Source organism: Candidatus Poseidonia alphae, assembly GCF_943787815.1.
Taxonomy (GTDB): domain Archaea; phylum Thermoplasmatota; class Poseidoniia; order Poseidoniales; family Poseidoniaceae; genus Poseidonia; species Poseidonia alphae.
In genome coordinates this window covers 635,954-654,630 of sequence record NZ_CALSNW010000001.1, presented here as the reverse complement: position 1 = coordinate 654,630, position 18,677 = coordinate 635,954, and the positions used below count along the sequence as shown (strand labels likewise).

Below are 18,677 nucleotides of genomic sequence, written 5' to 3'. Positions count from 1 at the left end.
AGAATTCCTCACGCATCTTCGGCAACCGTGGTTTCTGCTTCATCCAGTCGCAGTTCTGCTAACCGGCCCTCAGCTTCAGCGAGTTCGGTCTGGCATTGGCGTAGAAGTTCGGTTCCTTCCTCAAACATGGCGAGGGTTTCATCGAGGTTTTTTCCACCGCGCTCAAGTTGAGCAACTATGGATTCCAGGCGCAGTACTGCTTCATCGTAGGTTATTTTTTCATCGGTCATTTGTCTTCCTCCTTGGGTTCAATGGTGTGAACATCGGCTGCGGCACGACCGTCGGCGAACTGAAGGTTGACGGTTTGCCCTTGTTGAAGGCTCGCTAAGGTTGTGAGGACTTCACCATCGGCGTTCTGAACCATGGTGTATCCGCGTTCCAATACGCGGTGAGGGTGTGCTGCAGCAAGCGTTGCCTCAAGACGGGCCAAGCGTTGTTGTTGCATTGAAATTGAATGTTCTGCGCTCCTGTTCATTCGGTTCGCAAGACCAGCAAGTTGTTCCTTGGCCCGGAAAACACCTTTGCCAGGAGCATGTTTGAGTTGCGTGGTGAGCAACATCAAACGTTGACGCAGTTCGCCGAATCTTCGCTTCACGGCTTCGCCAATTCGGAGATCAACATCGGCAAGCATCATCATGACACTGTGGCGGTCAGGAACCAAGATCTCAACAGCATTTGATGGGGTAGAGGCACGAGCATCGGCTACCAAATCCGATACGAGAACATCTTGCTCGTGACCCACTGCGGAAATGATGGGTACGGGGCTGGCGAGAATCGCACGGGCAACCGGTTCAAGATTGAACGCCCACAAATCCTCAACCGAGCCACCACCTCGTCCAACGATGACCGCATCAACGGGCGGTAAACCGAGACGGTCGGCCACCTCAGCACGGCTCAACGCACGGGTCACCGCAAGTCCACGGACGATTTCATTGACGGCTCGGTCGCCTTGAACCAACACGCCGATCACCGTTGTTCTCAAACCCGGCCAACGGTTGGAAATCAATCGTTTCATGTCGGAAAGCGCAGCTGACCCAGCGCCCGTAACGATGGCCACGTGTTTGGGCATGCCTGGAAGTGGTATTCGAGGGCGATCAAGCGCACCTTCTTGTTTGAGCGATTCAATCAAAGCCCGCTTTGCTTCTTCAAGAGCACCAAGGGTTCGCACGGGTTCTATTCTCTGTACAACCAACTGGAGGTTCCCTCGTTTGGGCCACAAATCCAAACTTCCAATGACGACTGCATCGCTTCCTTCTTTGATTGAGGGGTCGACGGTAAGCCTCGCATTTCGCCATATGACGCAGTCCAATTGGCCGTCATTATCGCGGAGTTTGAAGTAGATGTTTCCGTTGTGTACGTTCCATTGAGAAACCTCTCCGCGCAGGGCTTGGTGCTGGAATAACGGGTCTTGCTTGACCGTTGACTGAACGAGTTTGACAAATTGCCCAATGGGCAGCGGACCGGTTGTGGTATGCGGCCCTGATGACACAACAAGATGTTGAGGTCAAGGGTTCTTGAAGCATCGGTTGACTCGGGACGAAGTTCAACGGAGGTTGTTGAGCCAACCGCGACGCCAAAAATAGGTCAGCATGACTGCAGCAAACATGAGCATGATGGTAATGATGCCCCAAAACCCGCCAACGCGCTCTATGGGCAAGTCGTCGTTATTCATCCCGAAAATTCCAGCGATTAACGTGAGTGGAAGCATGATTGCACCGACGATGGTGAGCGTCGTCATCACTTCTGTGAGTTTTGCATTTGACTCTGAAAGTTGGAGGCTAATGTTGCTCAGATAGGTGTCCCGCGTTGAAGTAGCACCGCTTGAATAATTGTTAACACGCTTGATGAAGGCGATACTCAGTTGGTGCAAGTCGTTGATGTATCGCTCTACATTTTCGCTGATGAGTCGTTCCGAGGGCTTGAGGAGTCGCATGGTAACGGCGTGAAGGGATTCAACCGATTTGTTGGCCTCACGCAATTTCCGTTTCAGGTCGTGAAGACCTTCAAGAAGGTCATCGTAACGTTGAGACGGGTCAAAGACTCGAAATTCAAGGTGGTCAAGGTCGCTTGAAATCCGACCAAAAATTGGAGACCAATCGTCAGCGATAGCATCCAACAACTCATAGAGCATGTAGTCAATTCCAAGCGCACGGTTTTCTTCGTCACTGGTCAGGAACCGGCGTGCAAAGGTGGTTAAAGCAGGGATTTCAGTGTGGCGCACGGTGATGAGCACGTCATCTTTGACGAATACAGCCACGGGAGCGGTGTCCAAACGATGGTCTCCATCCCGTGCGGTGACGACGATAAATCGGTGGTCTTCAAACCGTAGGGATGCTGTGTCCGCATGACCAAAAACGTCGTCTACAGCCAATTCATCAAATTTCATAACCGATGACAAAAAATCTTTGACTTCTTCGTCGGGTTGATCGATGTCCAACCAGGCCATCCCTTGTCCCTGAACGGTTTCTAAAAGCCCTTTGAGGGTAAAGGAGTCGGTAGCCATTCGGCCCGACTCGGTCGTGTACAAACGGAGTTCGGCCATGAACGACCCTCGCGTTTCTCTCACCTAATGGTTTCAGTCGCGGGATGGGGGCGATTTCTTATCCCTGCGGGCGGATTTTTTTTGTTGCAGGTGAAAGTCTTGACGCAGTTCAACTTCCTTCAATTTACTCTGAATTTTCTTTTTGAGAAACAAGACAACGATCACAATTGCAATGACATCAAGAATGACGATGGCCCAATCGGTCGGCCCCCATCCGTCAAACATATTGCTCCCTCACAAGGGTGGACGAATATCGATGTCAACATCGCCACGTGGCTTTCCAATACAGCCCAAGCGAGCGCCCTCTCCAACAAGGAAGTCATCAAGACCAGGCGGTAGAATTTCGGGCAGTGGAACTTCACCAAGAATCAAACTGACCATACAGGTTCCACAGGTTCCCGACGTGCAGTTGGTTGGAAGTGAGATGCCGCATGCTTCTGCATGGTCAACAATGGTTTCACCGGGGTTCACTGGGCATTGGCCAAGCAATTCCGCTCCCTTTAGAAAACGAATAACAGGTGTTGTTGACGGAGCGATTTTTACCCCGTCATCGTCCAGTTGGAGGCTCGTGGTGCCAGCGGACATGGAGATACCTCATCGTCCCTTTTCACGCGTCCAGCGACCCGTTTGTTTGTTGAAGAACAATCCCGCCTTCTTCATCCACTTGTTGAACTTTGTAGCACCGGCTCCGGTTCGTAGGATGAAGTCTTCACGGTCTTCCTGCGCTTGGATGTAATTCTTCGCTGCGAGGGTTTGGTCAATCCAGTCGTTGATGTCCATGAGCCCACCTGCTACGACGCTTTCTTCAACCGCACGAGTCATTTGGTCGGCGGTTGCTCCGGTTTCTTCCAAATCACGACGAATCAAATCGTTCACCGTTGAGAAGTCCATGCTTGCTGGCTTGGGCGGAACGGGGTTGCGAGGTGCCTTGTCGGGGTCAACGCTAATGCGCTTTTCGCCATCAAGGATCGATTCAACATTCAGGGTCAGTTGTGGTGTGAAACTGGTTTCACATTCCCAGCATATGAACGCCCAAGATTCGGGTTGGTCCGGGTCTCGAGCTTGTCGGGGGTCCAATTCGTCACCGCATTCGGGGCAAGCGTGGAAGATGAGTGAAGGAACGTGATTGCGTCGGAAATCCACGATGTCCTGAGGCGTGCCTTCGAGTTCCAGCATTTCGTGGTCACGGGCGGCTTCAAGGCCTCGGGTTTCCAATTGGTCGCGAATCTTGACCTTCTGATCGTCCTTGCCTTCATCGTTGAGGTTGTTCTCCAATTTGACAATGAGTTCAACGGTTTTACCGAGTCGGTTCATGATGAGTTTCTGAGCACGGAACGCTTCGACCTTTGCGATCTTAAGACGCTCTTTTTGCTCTGCAAGTTCAGTCAGGACGTCCTTCTGCTTTCGCTTGAATTTGATTTCCTCAATACGAGATTCCTGCTTCTTTTCTGGAGCAAGAACTTTGGAAAGAAAACGTTCTTTTCCGTGAGATTGAGGTCCAGCGGTGATGATGTCAATGACACCACGTGCGATTTCTTCCTTGAGCCCGTAATTTTCAACGAGCATTTCCTTGTCGATCTTTTTCAAATCGCCAATTTTCAATCCTGCATCAGCAAGTTGGTTTGCAGTTGTATCGTCAATACCTCTGCGTAATAGCGCTAAGTATGTGTCCTTCTTTGCCATAACATCCCCTCCGACAAGTCTAGGCGAGCAGACACTCCTAAGAAAAGCCTCTGCCGCAAGTGTTCACTCAATCCAGCCCTTTTGAAGTCTCATTCCTCTTGGTCGCCGGCTTCAAAATCAGCACCAAGTTCAGCCCAGTCATCGATATCAAAGGTCTCCGGACGTTGGTCAAGTCGCGGGTCATCTTGGAGGGATGCATAAGCACTCTTCCAACGACCAGCATGCCATCCAGGTATACGAGAAATGCGTTTTGGAGCAGAACGTAACGTGGCCTTTAATTTCTTTCTTCGCTGGGAAAAACCAGCATGGATCATCATCACAAGCAGCCGGCGGTCACAGGGCCATTCTTCATCGTGAGGTTTCATCCGTAACAAACGAGAGTGAACCTTTGGCATGGGCGAAAATACGTGAGGTCCGATGCGTTCACCCATTTCGGGTTCAAAATCCAATGCGACAACCATTCCGAGTGAACCGACATCGCTTTCGTATTCCATCACCACTCGTTCAGCGAATTCTTCCTGAACCAGCATGACTACGGATTCCAACGGGTGGGTGTGTGGATTACGGTGATGACGGGTGAGTGCATCGATGAGTGGAGATGAGATTTGGTACGGAATATTGGCGACGATTCGGGTGATGTCCTTTGGCCAGCGAGCTTTCAAAGCATCTCCCTCAACAAGGGTCAATGCTCCGCTCTCAAGTTCGGGAATGAATACGGAACGAAGGTGTTCACAAGCCCCGCTGTCAAGTTCGATAGCAGTGACCTTGCATCCGGTTTCCAACAGAACCTCTGTCAGGACACCGGGACCAGGGCCAACTTCCAACACATGGTCGTCTTTGGTGACTTCACCCCAAGCAACCGTGCGTTCAAGAACATCATCGTGAACGAGAAAGTGTTGACCGAGCGCCTTGTTGAACGGTTGCTTCCCGCGAAGCGAATCCACCAGCCAACGGGCGCCTCTCATGCTTCCACCGGCAAGAGCAGTTCCGTTAGACGGGGAGCCATTGCCGGGTCTTCCAACTCTGACACAAACCGACGGGCGAGGAGTTCGGCAGCGTCGATGTTGCAGGCTGTATTGAGTTCTTCAACCGAGGCAAATACGCCTACTGAGTTGCGAGCCTCAACCATCTGTGCAGCCTTTTTCTTGCCGACATCAGGAAGCAACTCAAATCCATGGACCTTGAGTGAGATTGGGCCAGCCTTGTTGTAAAATTCATCTACGAAGTACGAAGCATGCTCTTCAACAAACATTTGCACGACAAGGGGCATGTCCATCTTGGCCATGTTTGACATTCGGTCGCGGCGAGCCATTCCCAAGATGCTGACAACTTCCTTTCGTTGTGCACCGTCAAGGCCGATGTAAAGGCGCTGACTTGGAATCAGGAGTTCTCCTCCAGACTTGACCTTGAGTCGGCAGAAGCCAAGCGTCTTTTCGCTCATTGCGGTAACGACGTCTTCCTTGGTATCGTGTTCGATCACTCGTGCCCAGTCTTCACCGATGAGTGCCTTGGGACGTTCAGGCTTTGCCGGGCGTGGACGTCCGCCTTGTTGTTGGCGTCCACCACGACGGTCGCCCCCTTGACGTCCCCCTTGGTTTCGTCCGGTTCGCTGGCCACCGCTGCGGTTTCCTTGTTGTTGGCGACCTTCAGACCGGCTGGGTTCTGGCTTCGGCTTAGGAACTTCTTTGCGTCCTTCAGCCGGGCGCGACATCTTGTAAGAATCAGGACTTGTTTCCTTCTTCTTTGGAGCAGAAGGTGCGTTAATGTGGCGTCTTCGCCGAGGGTCAGTCATAGGTATCGCCTCTACTTAATGGGAAAATTTGCTTCATTCGGTAAAGCCAATGACTTGCTTTACAATATCGATAATCGCTGAAATTTCCGAGTCATCGATGGCGATGCGCTTGGAGCCGAGAACGGCTCGCACATCTTCGGGGTGAAGTGGGATGAGTTCGGCCAACTTTGCAGCGAGGCTTGGGTGCTTTGAGAGCGTTTCAACGTTGAGGAGAGCACTGCGCAGTTCTTCAAACACAGCGGGTTCAGTTCGGTAACCGTTGCGGATGTCACTTGCAGCCCATTCAGCATGTTGGAGTGCTGCTTTCTGCTCGTAACTGAGTTGTCCACGGCGGCCTTGAGCGTCCAGGAGCATGTCCCGGACGGTTGCGAAATCGAGAAATGTATCTTCTTCTGACATGGTAATTCCTCACTCGAGTGGACGTAGGTGTTCTGCACGGGCAATGACCGTCTTTTGCATGTTGCCGTCCTTGACAGCAACAATCCAAGCGACGCCTTGGCGCTTCTGGATGAATCCGGTTCGGCCGTTGAAACGGCGATGAGGCATACCGCCTTGTTGTCCACCGTCAAGAACGATAGCAACTCGGTCGCCTTCTTCATAGTGGTGCATGACGCGGCGAATGTTCAAGCGGCTTCGCTCGTTCTTTCGTCGTCGCAAGATGCTTCGAGTTCCTACGCGTTGTCCCTTGGATCGCTTCATATTGGTCGCCTCCTTCCGTCCGAATCAGCATAAGCGCATCTTCGGAGCATTTTGCCGACCGACCATCCCCATATAAGCACCGCGACGAAATATCTCTGCACGACGAATGGGGTTTGGTTCAGTCTGCGTGAATATCTCCCACGTCCAACCACACGACGTTGCACTTGGCTTTGATGAGAGAGGCAATGGAAGGTTGGGTCCGTCCGCTATCGCCGTGTACGGTTTCCTTGACGTAAGTTCCCGATTCACATCGCAGCGTGACCTCCACTTCACGAACGCCATCTTCGGCAATTTCAATGGTAGGGGGGTGAGCCTGGTAAACCGTGCGCCGACGGATCAAATCAGCACGCCGATGGGCAACACGCTCCGGCGTTCTTTGAGCCAGTTTGACTCCGTTCAAATTCTCAATGACCTGAATGATGGTCTCGTCATCGGGCAAATCAAAGGTCTTCGGGGCAGGCGGTAAAGCAGCGAGAATACGTTCAACGAGTTCCGCTTTCTTTCCGGTTTTCTTGAGTTCATGCTTGACGGCAAGAGCAACCAATTCATCCTTTTTCATCGCTTTTAATTCATCCTCAGTCGGGCTAGCAGCAGGAACTTCAAGGACCGCTTCAAGAGGTTTGGTACGGTCGCTGTTCCGGTCCCCTCTTCGTTGGCGTCGTCGCTTCTTCGTACTTCGTGTTTGGACGTCTTCTTTGGTCAAATCCACGGGAGCCGTCAGCACTTCATATTCTGCTTCGTTCATGGGCTCCACGCGAAATCTGATGGTGTAGGATTTCTCGGCTGGTGTATCCTTGATTCGAACCACTTCACTGCGGGTTGAAGGGCGCATGGAGGTGATTTCAACCGAGCCTTCTGCAAGACTGTTGATGCGATCCATCATCACTTGAGGGTCAACGGAGCGTTTCCGTGGATTTTTGAATTCAATGACGAAGGGTCGGCCACGCCCCATACAACGGACGTCAATGTCTTCTCGCCCCATTCCGTGAAACGAATGTTCGTTGGCTTCAAACAGTTCAAGGAGGGGATTTCCAATCAAGTCCTGAACGCTTCGCTTGTACTGCAATCCAGTTTCATCACAGCGCTTGCATCCGCGTCCTTTGCATGCGCGGCAAGGCCAGCGAGTTTGCGGGATTCCACGTTCTAATTTCTTGTAGCGCCCGTAAACATAGACCGCACGAATATCCAAATCTACAGTAAGCGTGAGGACATCGATAAGCGCCAATACATCGGGCTTATCGTTGACCAATTCAATGCCTCCAAGTCGTTCATTGAGGCGGCGACAAATTTGCGCAACCAAGGAACTCTTGAGCGGGTCTGAACCACCAGCGCCGTATTGCTTTCTCATCACGTCCTCGCCTTCGGTTTGGTCCTTGGGGAAACGTGCACCGAGTTGCAATCGCTTCAATTCATAGGGTTTGAGCGCATCATAAATGATGTCTGCGAGCAAATCCACTTCCTCGAATAGATTTTCACAAAACGGACAAAGCGGTATCTCTTCACGAGCGGATGAAAGATGGCTGTCACGCTCAAGAACTGAAGCTCGGACTTCCTCGCCCGATTCTTCAAGAGATTGTCCAAATCGCTTTTTTCCACCCACGCGCCCGAGGCACGCATCACATGTTCCAAGGCGCACCAGGTGCTTGTGACCGGCCGGCGAAGGGGCGCGTGGAATTTCTTCCATATGGGAGTCGAGTTGGTCGTCAAACGCAAGGTCGCCAACTTCGGGATTCACATCATCCTGTGCTGGTGCTGCGTCTTCATCGTCCCACAGTGAATAGTCGGTTTCTCCAAATCCTGCATCCGCGTATTTCATCCAATCTTCTTCGTCGTCCTCATCGGGCCGCGTGCCTTCGTTATCGGTCATAATTCTCACCACTCTACCGGGGTCAACCCCAAGGACAGCAAACAGTCGGCAGGCTCAACCCTTGATGAAGGCACCGATGAAACTCATTCTTCTTCATCGGATTTGTTTTTTGATGGAGCGATGAGTCCCAATGCAGCCGTCGTTAAGATCAGGCTGGCCAATAAGGAGAGGGCGATCATCGCAGCGGAAAAGATTCCGAAGTTGCTGAACAGACCCATTGGAGAAAGAGCGATGACGGCAAAGCCGGCGATGTCTGAACTTGCTGAGCCGAGCAAGGCCAATCCGCATGCCCCACCGACTGCGGCGAGTGCATCGTTGTGCGATTCACCGTTTTCTCTTCCCTCGCGATAGCGTTCTGTGACGTGGATGCAGTAGTCAATGCCAACTCCCAATGAGATGGTAGCAATGGTCACGGTGACAATGTTTAGAGAAGAACCCGCAACATACATCAAACCGTACAGCCAAACCACCACCAAGAGAATCGGAACAAAGGTCACAGCGGCCTGCTTTGGGGAACGGAATCCAACGGTGAGGCATCCGAACACAAAGACGGAGCCAAGAATGAGGGACGATTGCATTTCATCCTGCATGGCGGTCGAGGCTGTGAAACGCGTAATGGGTCTGCCGGTGAGCATAACCCACGTCAGAGGTTTGTCTTCTTCGGTTTCACCGCGTTCTTCATAGGTTCCACTTGAGAGATTGGTAAAGACCTCAAGGTCCCTCCAAACCTCAGCAACTCCGCCTCTCATTCCAGGGAAGTCCTCAGGCGAGGTCATACCGAATCGAATTTGCATCATGTCGTAGCGGGCGGGTTCATCGTTGACGTCCAACCAAGGTTGGCTGCTGTTCAGTTGGGTGACAGGCATGATGTACAGTTGAACGATACTTGGAGGGATGTCAGGGATTGGCCCCACGCCAGGAACGCCGTAAATGGAGAGGAATCCGTAGAAGAATGCGAGGCAATCTCGGTCGGTTGTGTCCACCAGTGGGCCATTTCCTGCAAGAGAACAGTTCATCCCGTGGCCTTCGGTATCCGGTTCCCATCCAGCGGCTTCAAAGGGCGTACTGTTCAAGACCAAACTGCCTTGAGCAGCAAAGACCATCTCGTCAAGAGCGAGGATGTCAATGGTTCCGTCGGGTTGCCTGGTGATCTTGTTTGGGACGCCTTCTGGAAGAGCATCCATTTCCTGACGGAATACGTCAATGGCAGCAAAGACATCGGGGTCGAGAACATCGCCCATGATGAGGAGGTTTGCAGGTTCACCTTCATCGGCAAAACGCTTGCTAATCTGGTCAACTCCAATGGCGAAATCCGACCGTTCGTCGAGGAAGTCCTCAACCGCAAAATCCCCTTCGAGTTGGGCCATCCCGTAGGCAGCTGGGATGGTGAGCAATAGAGCCACTGAAGTGATGAGAAGAGCCGTCTTCCGTTGTCCTGAACCGTGAGTGACCCTTCGCAGCCAGTCGGGATTCACCAACGATTTTATTTCCTTTTCATCGCTCTTCACGGCTCGCTTTGCCAACCAGTCGTCAACGCTCACGCGGATGATTGGCGACCACATCCCAGTCAACACAAAGGCAGCGAAGATTCCCAACGCCGCTTCAATTCCAAACGAACGGAGTGCTGCGATGTCGCTGAACAGGTTGGCTGCAAAGGCCGCCATCGTTGTGATGGAAGTGAGGGTGATGGCTCGCCCCACTCTTGAGAGCGTGATGTTTCCGGCTTCTTCGGAAGATTTCCCAGCAGCCCGTTCTTCCTTGTAGCGATGCAGAGCATGCAAGGCATCGTCAATGCCCAAAGCCAAGACGAGAATCGGTAACAAATTCGAGAATTGTGACCGTGCGATAAGACTCAGGCCAAACCAGCCTGTCGCTGTAGCAAAGTGCCCGATGAGTCCTTGCATCCAAAGCAGCGCTGCCCCCAGCGCAACCATGACGATCGCAACATCCGACCATCGTCGTAAACTAACGTACAGCAGAGCAACGATGGCGAAACCCATGAGGACGATGAGGCCAGCACTTGACTGCAACTCCCGATTGACTTCGACGTTGACGCCTTGCCCGAGAAGCAACGTTACCGTTGCTCGGTCATGACTGCGTAGATGTCCTTCAAGGTCCATGAAAGACCATTCGGTTGAACATCCGGCTCCTTCGTTTTGCAATTCAGCACATTTGGCTTCTGTATATTGCGGTGGATGAAGGACGAGTTGTCCGTCCGCGAGGCGGTAGCCACCCACGCGGAAGCCTTCATCGGTGAATTGGACCTTTTTCTCTTGGTGTGCCTCTTTCCATACGACTTCCCAACCCATGGCCTCAAGTTTGGTTCGGTCAAGTTGTACCAAGAGCCACGTTGATGACGCTGTCCATCGACCCTTGCCCCAAAGTGCATTTTCCCACGTCCCATTGCCCGTCAAAACGCCCGAGATAGGCCCCTCTTGGAAGGCGGTGTAATCGGCTTTGAACCCGCGGTCAAGCGAGAGCCAGCGCAGGAAGTTGTTGTCCGATGCTTCTGCCATTCGGTGTGCGGCCATGTCGATGTGAGCCTGAGTCACGTTTTCATCGTCAAACTCAAGGCAATCGAGTGGAAAACAGTCCGTCCAGTTTGCAGGTGGTTCGGTCACGACCCCTAAGGCTGTGAGTCCGGGTTGGGTGAGGATAGAGGTGCCGTTCATGAATCCACGAAAATGGTCCGAAAGTGAAATTGCTCCTGGGGCTTGGTGGCCCGTAACGTCGTTGACAAGGGGCTTGAGAGCAGGCGCCAGAGCGTGTTGATTCACGAGGTCAACTTTGCTATCAATTTCTTGGAGCAACGTGAGATTGAGGATGCCTCCAGTTGGCGCATCAATACCACCCCATGGCTCTCCCGCAGCGAGCATTTCGGTTGGAGGGACGAGCGAAGCGTAGTCGGGAGCCCCGTCTTCCATCCTTGGTACCGGCTGCCACGATTCAATGGGCGGAACTTGGGTGGGATCGCGTGCAGAAACAAGGAACCCCAAAATGATCTCAGAATTAGGAAATTCATCGTCAATTACGGTTTGGGCGGTAAGTTCGGGTGATTCCATTTCATACGATTCCATGTCGATGGGTTGCAGGGCCGTCATCGCTCCGGGAATCATGAGCAGGGTGAGTAAAAATATGGCGATGTGGACGCTTTTCCGACGATGCAGCAACCATGCTGCCAGTCGATCATATCGTCGTTCCATGGACGAAACTCGGAGGCTTCACCTTTTGAAGTGATGTTTTTTCAAACTTTCCTTTCATTAAATAGACTCATCCTGCACAGAGTTCAATGACTGCCCGCGAGGGTAGACGGTTCCCAACGGTGATGTTCTGTGGATTTGGCTGTGCGTTACAAGGAACAATTGTCTTCAGCGAGGCAGTTTTTGAGCGTATCAGGGAAAGCAAAAAACGGTACTTCTATCAACGATGGCAGAGAGCTCACATTGTTGAAAAACAGAGCACAATGTCCACACTGCGGGATTCAATTTGAGGGTGGGAACCATAACACCGAGCACATCCATCCAAGGGCACTTGGAGGGGAAAATACCGATCATAACAGGATTCAGTTTTGTCTTGCTTGCAACAACGCAAGAAACCTCGTCATGCAAGCCATTCTCGGCCATCCACCTTACTTCAAAAATTATCCCGGAAACTGGGCCATGGTGGAAGAATACTTGCTTTGGTCTGAACTGTCCATCGATGATGGACTATCAGCCGGCAGTCAAGTGGATTTAATCCATCAAAAGTTCCTCATGTACCGTTTCTCAGGACGCCAACTACCAGCACAACTTATCAACGCATACGGACGGTTTTCATCATGGAAGAAGGGAGATTTACCAAATTACAAACAGGGTACTCGTCAGAGGATGGAAAGAAAGCAGAACATTCCCCAAAAAGTGAAGAGGAAAGGGATGTTCATCTCCGTACTTGACCGCCTTTTTGGATACAATGTCAATCAAGAGCCCCCGAAAGTGAAATCGATTGCGACTGCTCAGCCCGCCGCCGTTCAGAACCAAACCGAACAAAAAACAACGCTGCGTGACAAAGAGGTTGTTGCCGCTGAACAAAGTGACAATGTTTTGAAGTCCAAATTGACCCAGCGCCCAATGACGGAATTCCGTTCTGTGGTTCTCTCTTTTCTAACCGCAACCCCTATCACGATCTCTCATCTTGGAGATCACGTTAAGGATTACATGAATACTCAGGGAATGTCAGGTTCGACAACAACAGATTTCCTGAATCTATACGGCTTACCAAAAGGCCTGAAAAAAGCCCTCGAAACTCACCTTGCAGAAGAGGTCATGATCTCTGGGGTATCCCCTAAGCACGAAGTTGCACGAACCATTTCCTCAAGTATACGGGCCAATGAATCAATTCATCGTTCTATTGAAGAATTCCGGACAATCATTCTCTCCTTTCTCACTACCGAACCAATTCAGATCGCTGAAATTGGAAAGAAAATTGTCGCCTACATGGAGGGTCAAGGGATCTCAGAAAGAACAACGACCGACTTTTTGAAACTCTTTGGCCTTCCAAGAGGGATGAAAAAAGCCATCCAAGAACATCTTTCTGAAAAGGTAATCATCACGGGCTCCTCTCCAAAGTTTGAGGTGGCAAAAATTTCAGAAGGCACAGAGGGTCCGGCCAACACACAACCATCTCCGGAAGAACTCTTGGAATCTTGGCGGTCCGCAGTGATTGAAGGTCATGAACGCGGAACCCCGATAGATTTTGGAGTCTTTTGGGGTCTCATTTCGGGGGAACAAAAACGCTCGGGCCAAACATGGACGCATTTCCTGGCCCCCTTTGGAGTGAATTCCAAAGGGCCAATTCCTAAAAAGGTTAGACAATTGCTTGACCTAACTCAACTGAATTATTCAATTGAGGGCGAGGTGCCCAATCAAACGGTTATTTTAGATTCTACACCGATGGGCGAAGAGGAGTAGACGTTAACAAGAGGTGTTTACGCTGTTGTATGAACGCTGGCAAACCTATTATGAACGGGTCAATATCCATGTCATAGAGCACGAGGCGTTGAACATGGTAACAGTGAACGAGATTATCGATGAAGCAAATGCCATGGATACCTGGATGCAATGGTCAGCAGGGCTTCTCTTGACCTTGATTTCAGTGGGCATTGTCCGCTTTTTGATGAAGAAAATCGTACTTGACTTCGTCAAAGCAACCTCGTTTGACTGGGATGACCAGTTGTACCGTCCGGTCACACAACGCATGTATTCCTTCATCATTTTCGCCGGCTTGCAACTCACCATGCTTTGGGTTATGGGCAAAGATGAGGACCTCAATGTAGCTTTAGACCCAATCTTTCAAGCGGTGTATATTCTTCTGTCAACCTCTCTCGTAAGTGTTGCACTGAAGATTATGATTCCCGTTATTTTTGATAAATTTTCCAACCCCTCTTCAGTTACTGTATCGGGTAGTAATTCGTTGGTCATCTTCCTTCTTAGAGCGGCGGTCTGGTTTGGGGGGCTCTATCTGGCCATGGATGTGCTCGGTTTCGAACTCATGGGACTTCTTGCGTCTCTGGCGGTCTTTTCCCTTATCATCGGACTCGCCATGCAGCAGACCCTTGGAAACATCATCAACTCTTTCATGCTCGCTCTGGACCAACCCTTCGAGGTCGGTGACCGCATCGAGGTGGACGGCGAAATAGGTTCTGTTGTTTCCGTAGGAATTCTCTCAACTAAGATTCTCACGAATGAAGAAAACCTTGTTGTCATCCCCAACAACAATTTGATCAATTCCACGGTCGTCAACCATGCCCGTGGCGGTGGAGATGGGCAAGGTCGGAGAATTTCTTTGGTGATGGACATCGGCGTAGAATACGACGAAGACATTTCTCACGTCAAGTATACCGTTCTTCAACTGATGCGACAATGCCCCTATGTCATTGAGGCTCCAGAACCCCGAGTTCTCCTTAATGAACTTGGAGACTTCGCCAAGGTCTTCCGACTGTACGGGTGGGTTGAGGACTATTCGGATGAATTCGTTGCAAAGGATTGGTTGTTGAAAAATATCGCAGAAAGCTTTGCCGAGGAAGGCATTGGCATACCGTTCCCAACGGCGGTTGAAATCGCATCGGACAATAAGGAGTCCTACAACAAGCAACGCAAAGCAACGAACGTGCGCCGTGCTCGACTGCAGATGATTAAGGAAGACAAAGCGCTTGAACGCGAACGCGCACAAGCGAAGTGGGAAATTGAAGCCATCACCGAGAAACTCAAGGACCCTGAATTGGAGCGAAGCGAAATCAATACTTTGGAAGAATCCCTCAGAGAATTGAACCGTGTCTTGAGCATGTTCGAAGCCGGGGATAGCTGAAGAAGAGGTGACTTAATGTACCGGGTCCCGTTCATGATAGGTATGGACTCGGTGGATTTGCGATACATGCAAATTGAAATCACCCTCGACTCGGGAAGATACCTACCAGGAATTGTACTTACAAGCGATTTCAATAGAGTGGAGTTTCTAACAAGAATGAGCGCCTCCTCAGACGGAATTAATGCGCTTATCCGTGTCGATTACGATGACGCTTCAATTCTTGAAAAAGAACAAAATGCGTTTAAAATTTTAAAAATCTTAGATCAAAACGCCCATTCCGCCCTTTGTGAGGTCCTGGCTTCAGGACCGTTATCACTTGTTTTTGCTACCCTTGATCATGCGTGGTGGGTTACGCCTACATTTGTCCATCCGCAAGGAATGACACTGACGCTCCGAGGCACCAGAGACGCTCTACGTCAAGCGCGTGAAGATCTCAATGCCCTTCTTGGAGACGGATTTAAGATGAAGCTAGGCGCTGAATCCTTGCATAATCCAGAATTTATTGAGTTGCTTCCAGAGCGTCAACGAACGGTATTGGAAAAGGCCATTGAAATGGGTTATTATGACCGACCTCGCCGCTGCACTCAACGAGACATCGCCAATTCTCTCGACATCAAACAAGCCACAGTGAGTGAGCATCTACAGTCTGCTGAAGCGACCATCATTCATGCGTTCACAACCGAGCCGTGAGATGACTTTGGACGCCCACCTATCATGAACGGTATTTGTCCTTAAGCGCGTAAGACAATGGCTTGTCTATGTCCAGCGCACGCCACGCGAATTTCAACCGAGCCGTCGTTCTCTCGCTCTTGATGATGATGATGACCCAAGTTGGTTATCTTGAATCCATGAACCCGTGGACAAACGGCGAAGAAACGCTGGACCAGAGCACCGACGTTCTCGAAACGGGCGGCGCGGGCGCAAGCAACTTCACCGCCAGCGTCGAAGGTGCAGAACTCATCATCGATGAGGCCATGACCAACATCACCTTCCAATACAATTCCAATGCGGCGAATGGCTCAAATCAATCGAGTTTCGTCAATAACATCGGACTGAGAACCACATCGGGTTCAGCCACTCAAATAATCAATGGGACAGCCATCACACCGATTGAATTCTCTCTTGAATGGGACAATTTCTCCCTGCCGAGTAATCTGAGTTCCAATGAAAAGGTGACATTCCCGTTCGACCATTCGTTCAACGACACATCGTCCACGCCCATGGAAAACTCAACCGCTTCGAACCTCACCTACGACCGACACGGCCGAGAAATGCACGCCCTGGATGATGAAGTTCATTACGGGACAAATCACAGTGAATTGGCAATCAATTCAAACAGCATTTCACTCTCTCTTTGGGTAAAGCCAACCAATGTTGGGACAGTGCAAAACATCATCGACAACCACCCACAATACGACCTTAGAGTAGATGCAAACGGGGCGCTCAGCTTCAGAATACGTCAAACTGGCAACGGAGCGTGGAACGACCATTATTCGAGCATACAACTCGAGAATGATGTGTGGTATCACATTGGCGTATCCGCAACGTACAGCAGCGGTTACGTGGTGAATTTCTACGTGAATGGGTCGTCTGATGTCACGCGAACATCATCAGGTACTCAATTTACATCAACGTCAGGGACTACTTTAGGCCTCAGCAGTGCCGATAGTTGGTATGATGGCTTTGATGGTGTTCTTGATGACCTGTACATATACGACGGACTCCTCTCTGCATCGAATTTTGCCACACTGATGGATGTCGGTGAAATCACGTGGGATATTTCGCCCGCTCTTCCGAGTGAATTGTCGCTGGATACAATCACAGGGACAATCACTGGAACACCTCCTAGCTCCCAAGGCGCAGGCCAATACACGGTGTATGCCAACTCCTCCACGACTTCCTATTCGCGAACATTCAACCTGAGTTTGAATTCATTCATGACCAACCTCACCAATGCAACAAGTTGTGTTGCTTCTCCAAGCCTACCAAACGGCTTGAACATCGACAGCAGCACGTGCACCATCAGCGGTACACCAACGGTTGCGACGAGCAACATGACCTACACGGTCACCGCCAACATCAGCAACGTAACCTACCAGACAACGGTATGGCTCTCAAGCGCTTACCTACCACTCACGCCAAGTGTCGAAGGTGCAGAACTCATCCTCGATGAGGCCATGACCAACATCACCTTCCAGTACAACGCCAGTGCAGCAAGCGGTGCAACAAGTTGTGTTGCTTCACCAAGCCTACCAAACGGTTTGAACATCGACAGCAGCACGTGCACCATCAGCGGTACACCAACGGTTGCGACGACAAACACGTCCTACAATGTGACCGCCGTCATCGGTGGAACGACCTTCCAGACGGCCGTGTGGTTCTCCACGTCTTACCTTGAACTTACACCGAGCGTTGAAGGTGCTGACCTTACAGTTGGGCAGGCCATGACCAACATCACCTTCCAGTACAACGCCAGTGCGGCAAGCGGCTCAGGCAGCGGTTCCGGTAGCGGCTCAGGCACCACAACCAACGGCAACGGAACAACATGGCAGGTGGCTGATATCAACAGCGGATCGTCCGCCAGTAACTCCGGATCATTCATGGAGATACTCGTCGGTGATACGCTCTACTTCAGATGCGTATGATGGAAGCAGCGGCTACGAACTGTGGGCTCATGATACCTCAAACGCCTCAACTTGGCGGGTGGCTGATATCTACAGCGGATCTGGCAACAGTAACCCCGGACAATTCATGGAGACCTTAGTCGGTGATACGATCTACTTCAGTGCAAATGATGGAAGCAGTGGCACAGAACTGTGGGCCCATGATACCTCAAACGCCTCAACTTGGCGGGTGGCTGAATTCCGCAGCGGATCTGGCGGCAGTAACCCCGGACAACACATGGAGATACTCGTCGGTGATACGCTCTACTTCAGTGCAGATGATGGAAGCAGCGGCACAGAACTGTGGGCTCATGATACCTCAAACGCCTCAACTTGGCGGGTGGCTGATATCGACAGCGGATCTGGCAGCAGTCTCCCCGGACAATGGATGGCGGAGATACTCGTCGGTGATACGCTCTACTTCGATGCGGAGGATGGAAGCAGCGGCAAAGAACTGTGGGCTCATGATACCTCAAACGCCTCAACTTGGCGGGTGGCTGATATCGACAGCGGATCTGGCGAGCAGTTACCCCGGAAATTACATGGCGATACTCGTCGGTGATACGCTCTACTTCAGTGCGTATGATGGAAGCAGCGGCTACGAACTGTGGGCTCATGATACCTCAAACGCCTCAACTTGGCGGGTGGCTGATATCGACAGCGGCATACTGGCAGCAGTCACCCCGGAGCAATACATGTCGATACTCGTCGGTGATACGCTCTACTTCAGTGCGAATGATGGAAGCAGCGGCATAGAACTGTGGGCTCATGATACCTCAAACGCCTCAACTTGGCGGGTGGCTGATATCCAGCGGGGCTGGCAGCAGTAACCCCGGACAATACATGGCGATACTCGTCGGTGATACGCTCTACTTCAGTGCGCATGATGGAAGCAGCGGCACGAACTGTGGGCTCATGATACCTCAAACGCCTCAACTTGGCGGGTGGCTGATATCCGCAGCGGAGCTGGCAACAGTAACCCCGGACAATACATGGAGATACTCGTCGGTGATACGCTCTACTTCAGTGCGATGATGGAAGCAGCGGCACGAACTGTGGGCTCATGATACCTCAAACGCCTCAACTTGG

General features: G+C 51.3%; 19 protein-coding genes. 7 read left to right on the top strand and 12 right to left on the bottom strand.

Annotated elements, in window-relative coordinates; all coding sequences use genetic code 11:
* Positions 1–8 precede the first annotated feature (8 nt).
* The 12 genes from xseB to AAA857_RS02790 form a co-directional block, all read right to left on the bottom strand.
* Entirely contained in the window at positions 9–230 is a 222-nt protein-coding gene (gene xseB / locus AAA857_RS02845) for an exodeoxyribonuclease VII small subunit (protein ID WP_338172912.1), read from the bottom strand.
* Positions 227–1,489, bottom strand: coding sequence for an exodeoxyribonuclease VII large subunit (xseA, locus tag AAA857_RS02840; protein WP_338172910.1), 1,263 nt, complete (start codon positions 1,487–1,489; stop codon positions 227–229). The genes xseB and xseA overlap by 4 nt, the downstream gene beginning before the upstream one ends.
* A gap of 54 nt (positions 1,490–1,543) precedes the next feature.
* Positions 1,544–2,542 carry a magnesium transporter CorA family protein gene (locus AAA857_RS02835; protein ID WP_338172907.1) on the bottom strand — a complete coding sequence of 333 codons (999 nt, stop codon included), beginning with the start codon at positions 2,540–2,542 and terminating at the stop codon, positions 1,544–1,546.
* Positions 2,543–2,575: 33 nt separating this feature from the next.
* Positions 2,576–2,767, bottom strand: coding sequence for a hypothetical protein (locus tag AAA857_RS02830; protein WP_338172904.1), 192 nt, complete (start codon positions 2,765–2,767; stop codon positions 2,576–2,578).
* Positions 2,768–2,776: 9 nt separating this feature from the next.
* Entirely contained in the window at positions 2,777–3,127 is a 351-nt protein-coding gene (locus AAA857_RS02825) for a 2Fe-2S iron-sulfur cluster-binding protein (protein ID WP_338172901.1), read from the bottom strand.
* 9 nt (positions 3,128–3,136) lie between these two features.
* Positions 3,137–4,225, bottom strand: coding sequence for a hypothetical protein (locus AAA857_RS02820; RefSeq protein ID WP_338172899.1), 1,089 nt, complete (start codon positions 4,223–4,225; stop codon positions 3,137–3,139).
* A gap of 89 nt (positions 4,226–4,314) precedes the next feature.
* Positions 4,315–5,190 carry a 16S rRNA (adenine(1518)-N(6)/adenine(1519)-N(6))-dimethyltransferase RsmA gene (gene rsmA / locus AAA857_RS02815; RefSeq protein ID WP_338172896.1) on the bottom strand — a complete coding sequence of 292 codons (876 nt, stop codon included), beginning with the start codon at positions 5,188–5,190 and terminating at the stop codon, positions 4,315–4,317.
* Positions 5,187–6,017 carry a DUF655 domain-containing protein gene (locus AAA857_RS02810; protein WP_338172893.1) on the bottom strand — a complete coding sequence of 277 codons (831 nt, stop codon included), beginning with the start codon at positions 6,015–6,017 and terminating at the stop codon, positions 5,187–5,189. The genes rsmA and AAA857_RS02810 overlap by 4 nt, the downstream gene beginning before the upstream one ends.
* Before the next feature lie 33 nt (positions 6,018–6,050).
* Positions 6,051–6,416 (bottom strand): hypothetical protein, encoded by a 366-nt coding sequence (locus AAA857_RS02805; RefSeq protein ID WP_338172892.1) that lies wholly within the window; start codon positions 6,414–6,416, stop codon positions 6,051–6,053.
* Between the two features lie 9 nt (positions 6,417–6,425).
* Positions 6,426–6,716 (bottom strand): 50S ribosomal protein L21e, encoded by a 291-nt coding sequence (locus tag AAA857_RS02800; protein ID WP_338172890.1) that lies wholly within the window; start codon positions 6,714–6,716, stop codon positions 6,426–6,428.
* Between the two features lie 118 nt (positions 6,717–6,834).
* Positions 6,835–8,583: a tRNA pseudouridine(54/55) synthase Pus10 gene (locus AAA857_RS02795; RefSeq protein ID WP_338172887.1), complete on the bottom strand. Its 1,749-nt coding sequence runs from the start codon at positions 8,581–8,583 to the stop codon at positions 6,835–6,837.
* Between the two features lie 83 nt (positions 8,584–8,666).
* A complete protein-coding gene (locus AAA857_RS02790) occupies positions 8,667–11,786 on the bottom strand; it encodes an MMPL family transporter (RefSeq protein WP_338172885.1) in 3,120 nt (1,039 codons plus the stop codon).
* A 129-nt stretch (positions 11,787–11,915) separates the two neighbouring features.
* On the opposite strand from AAA857_RS02790, the gene AAA857_RS02785 reads away from it, so the two are divergent.
* The 7 genes from AAA857_RS02785 to AAA857_RS02755 all read left to right on the top strand — a co-directional run bounded on the left by AAA857_RS02785 (position 11,916) and on the right by AAA857_RS02755 (position 18,655).
* On the top strand, positions 11,916–13,529 hold the full coding sequence (locus AAA857_RS02785) for an HNH endonuclease signature motif containing protein (protein ID WP_338172881.1): 1,614 nt from the start codon (positions 11,916–11,918) through the stop codon (positions 13,527–13,529).
* 94 nt (positions 13,530–13,623) lie between these two features.
* Positions 13,624–14,925, top strand: a complete 1,302-nt coding sequence (locus tag AAA857_RS02780) for a mechanosensitive ion channel family protein (protein ID WP_338172879.1) — start codon at positions 13,624–13,626, stop codon at positions 14,923–14,925.
* 42 nt (positions 14,926–14,967) lie between these two features.
* Positions 14,968–15,615 (top strand): helix-turn-helix domain-containing protein, encoded by a 648-nt coding sequence (locus AAA857_RS02775; RefSeq protein ID WP_338172877.1) that lies wholly within the window; start codon positions 14,968–14,970, stop codon positions 15,613–15,615.
* A gap of 68 nt (positions 15,616–15,683) precedes the next feature.
* Positions 15,684–17,570 carry a LamG-like jellyroll fold domain-containing protein gene (locus AAA857_RS02770; protein ID WP_338172875.1) on the top strand — a complete coding sequence of 629 codons (1,887 nt, stop codon included), beginning with the start codon at positions 15,684–15,686 and terminating at the stop codon, positions 17,568–17,570.
* On the top strand, positions 17,542–18,150 hold the full coding sequence (locus tag AAA857_RS02765) for a hypothetical protein (RefSeq protein ID WP_338172872.1): 609 nt from the start codon (positions 17,542–17,544) through the stop codon (positions 18,148–18,150). Before AAA857_RS02770 ends, AAA857_RS02765 begins: the two co-directional genes overlap by 29 nt.
* Positions 18,131–18,418 carry a hypothetical protein gene (locus AAA857_RS02760; RefSeq protein ID WP_338172870.1) on the top strand — a complete coding sequence of 96 codons (288 nt, stop codon included), beginning with the start codon at positions 18,131–18,133 and terminating at the stop codon, positions 18,416–18,418. The genes AAA857_RS02765 and AAA857_RS02760 overlap by 20 nt, the downstream gene beginning before the upstream one ends.
* Before the next feature lie 114 nt (positions 18,419–18,532).
* Positions 18,533–18,655 carry a hypothetical protein gene (locus AAA857_RS02755; protein WP_338172868.1) on the top strand — a complete coding sequence of 41 codons (123 nt, stop codon included), beginning with the start codon at positions 18,533–18,535 and terminating at the stop codon, positions 18,653–18,655.
* The last annotated feature ends 22 nt before the right edge of the window (positions 18,656–18,677 follow it).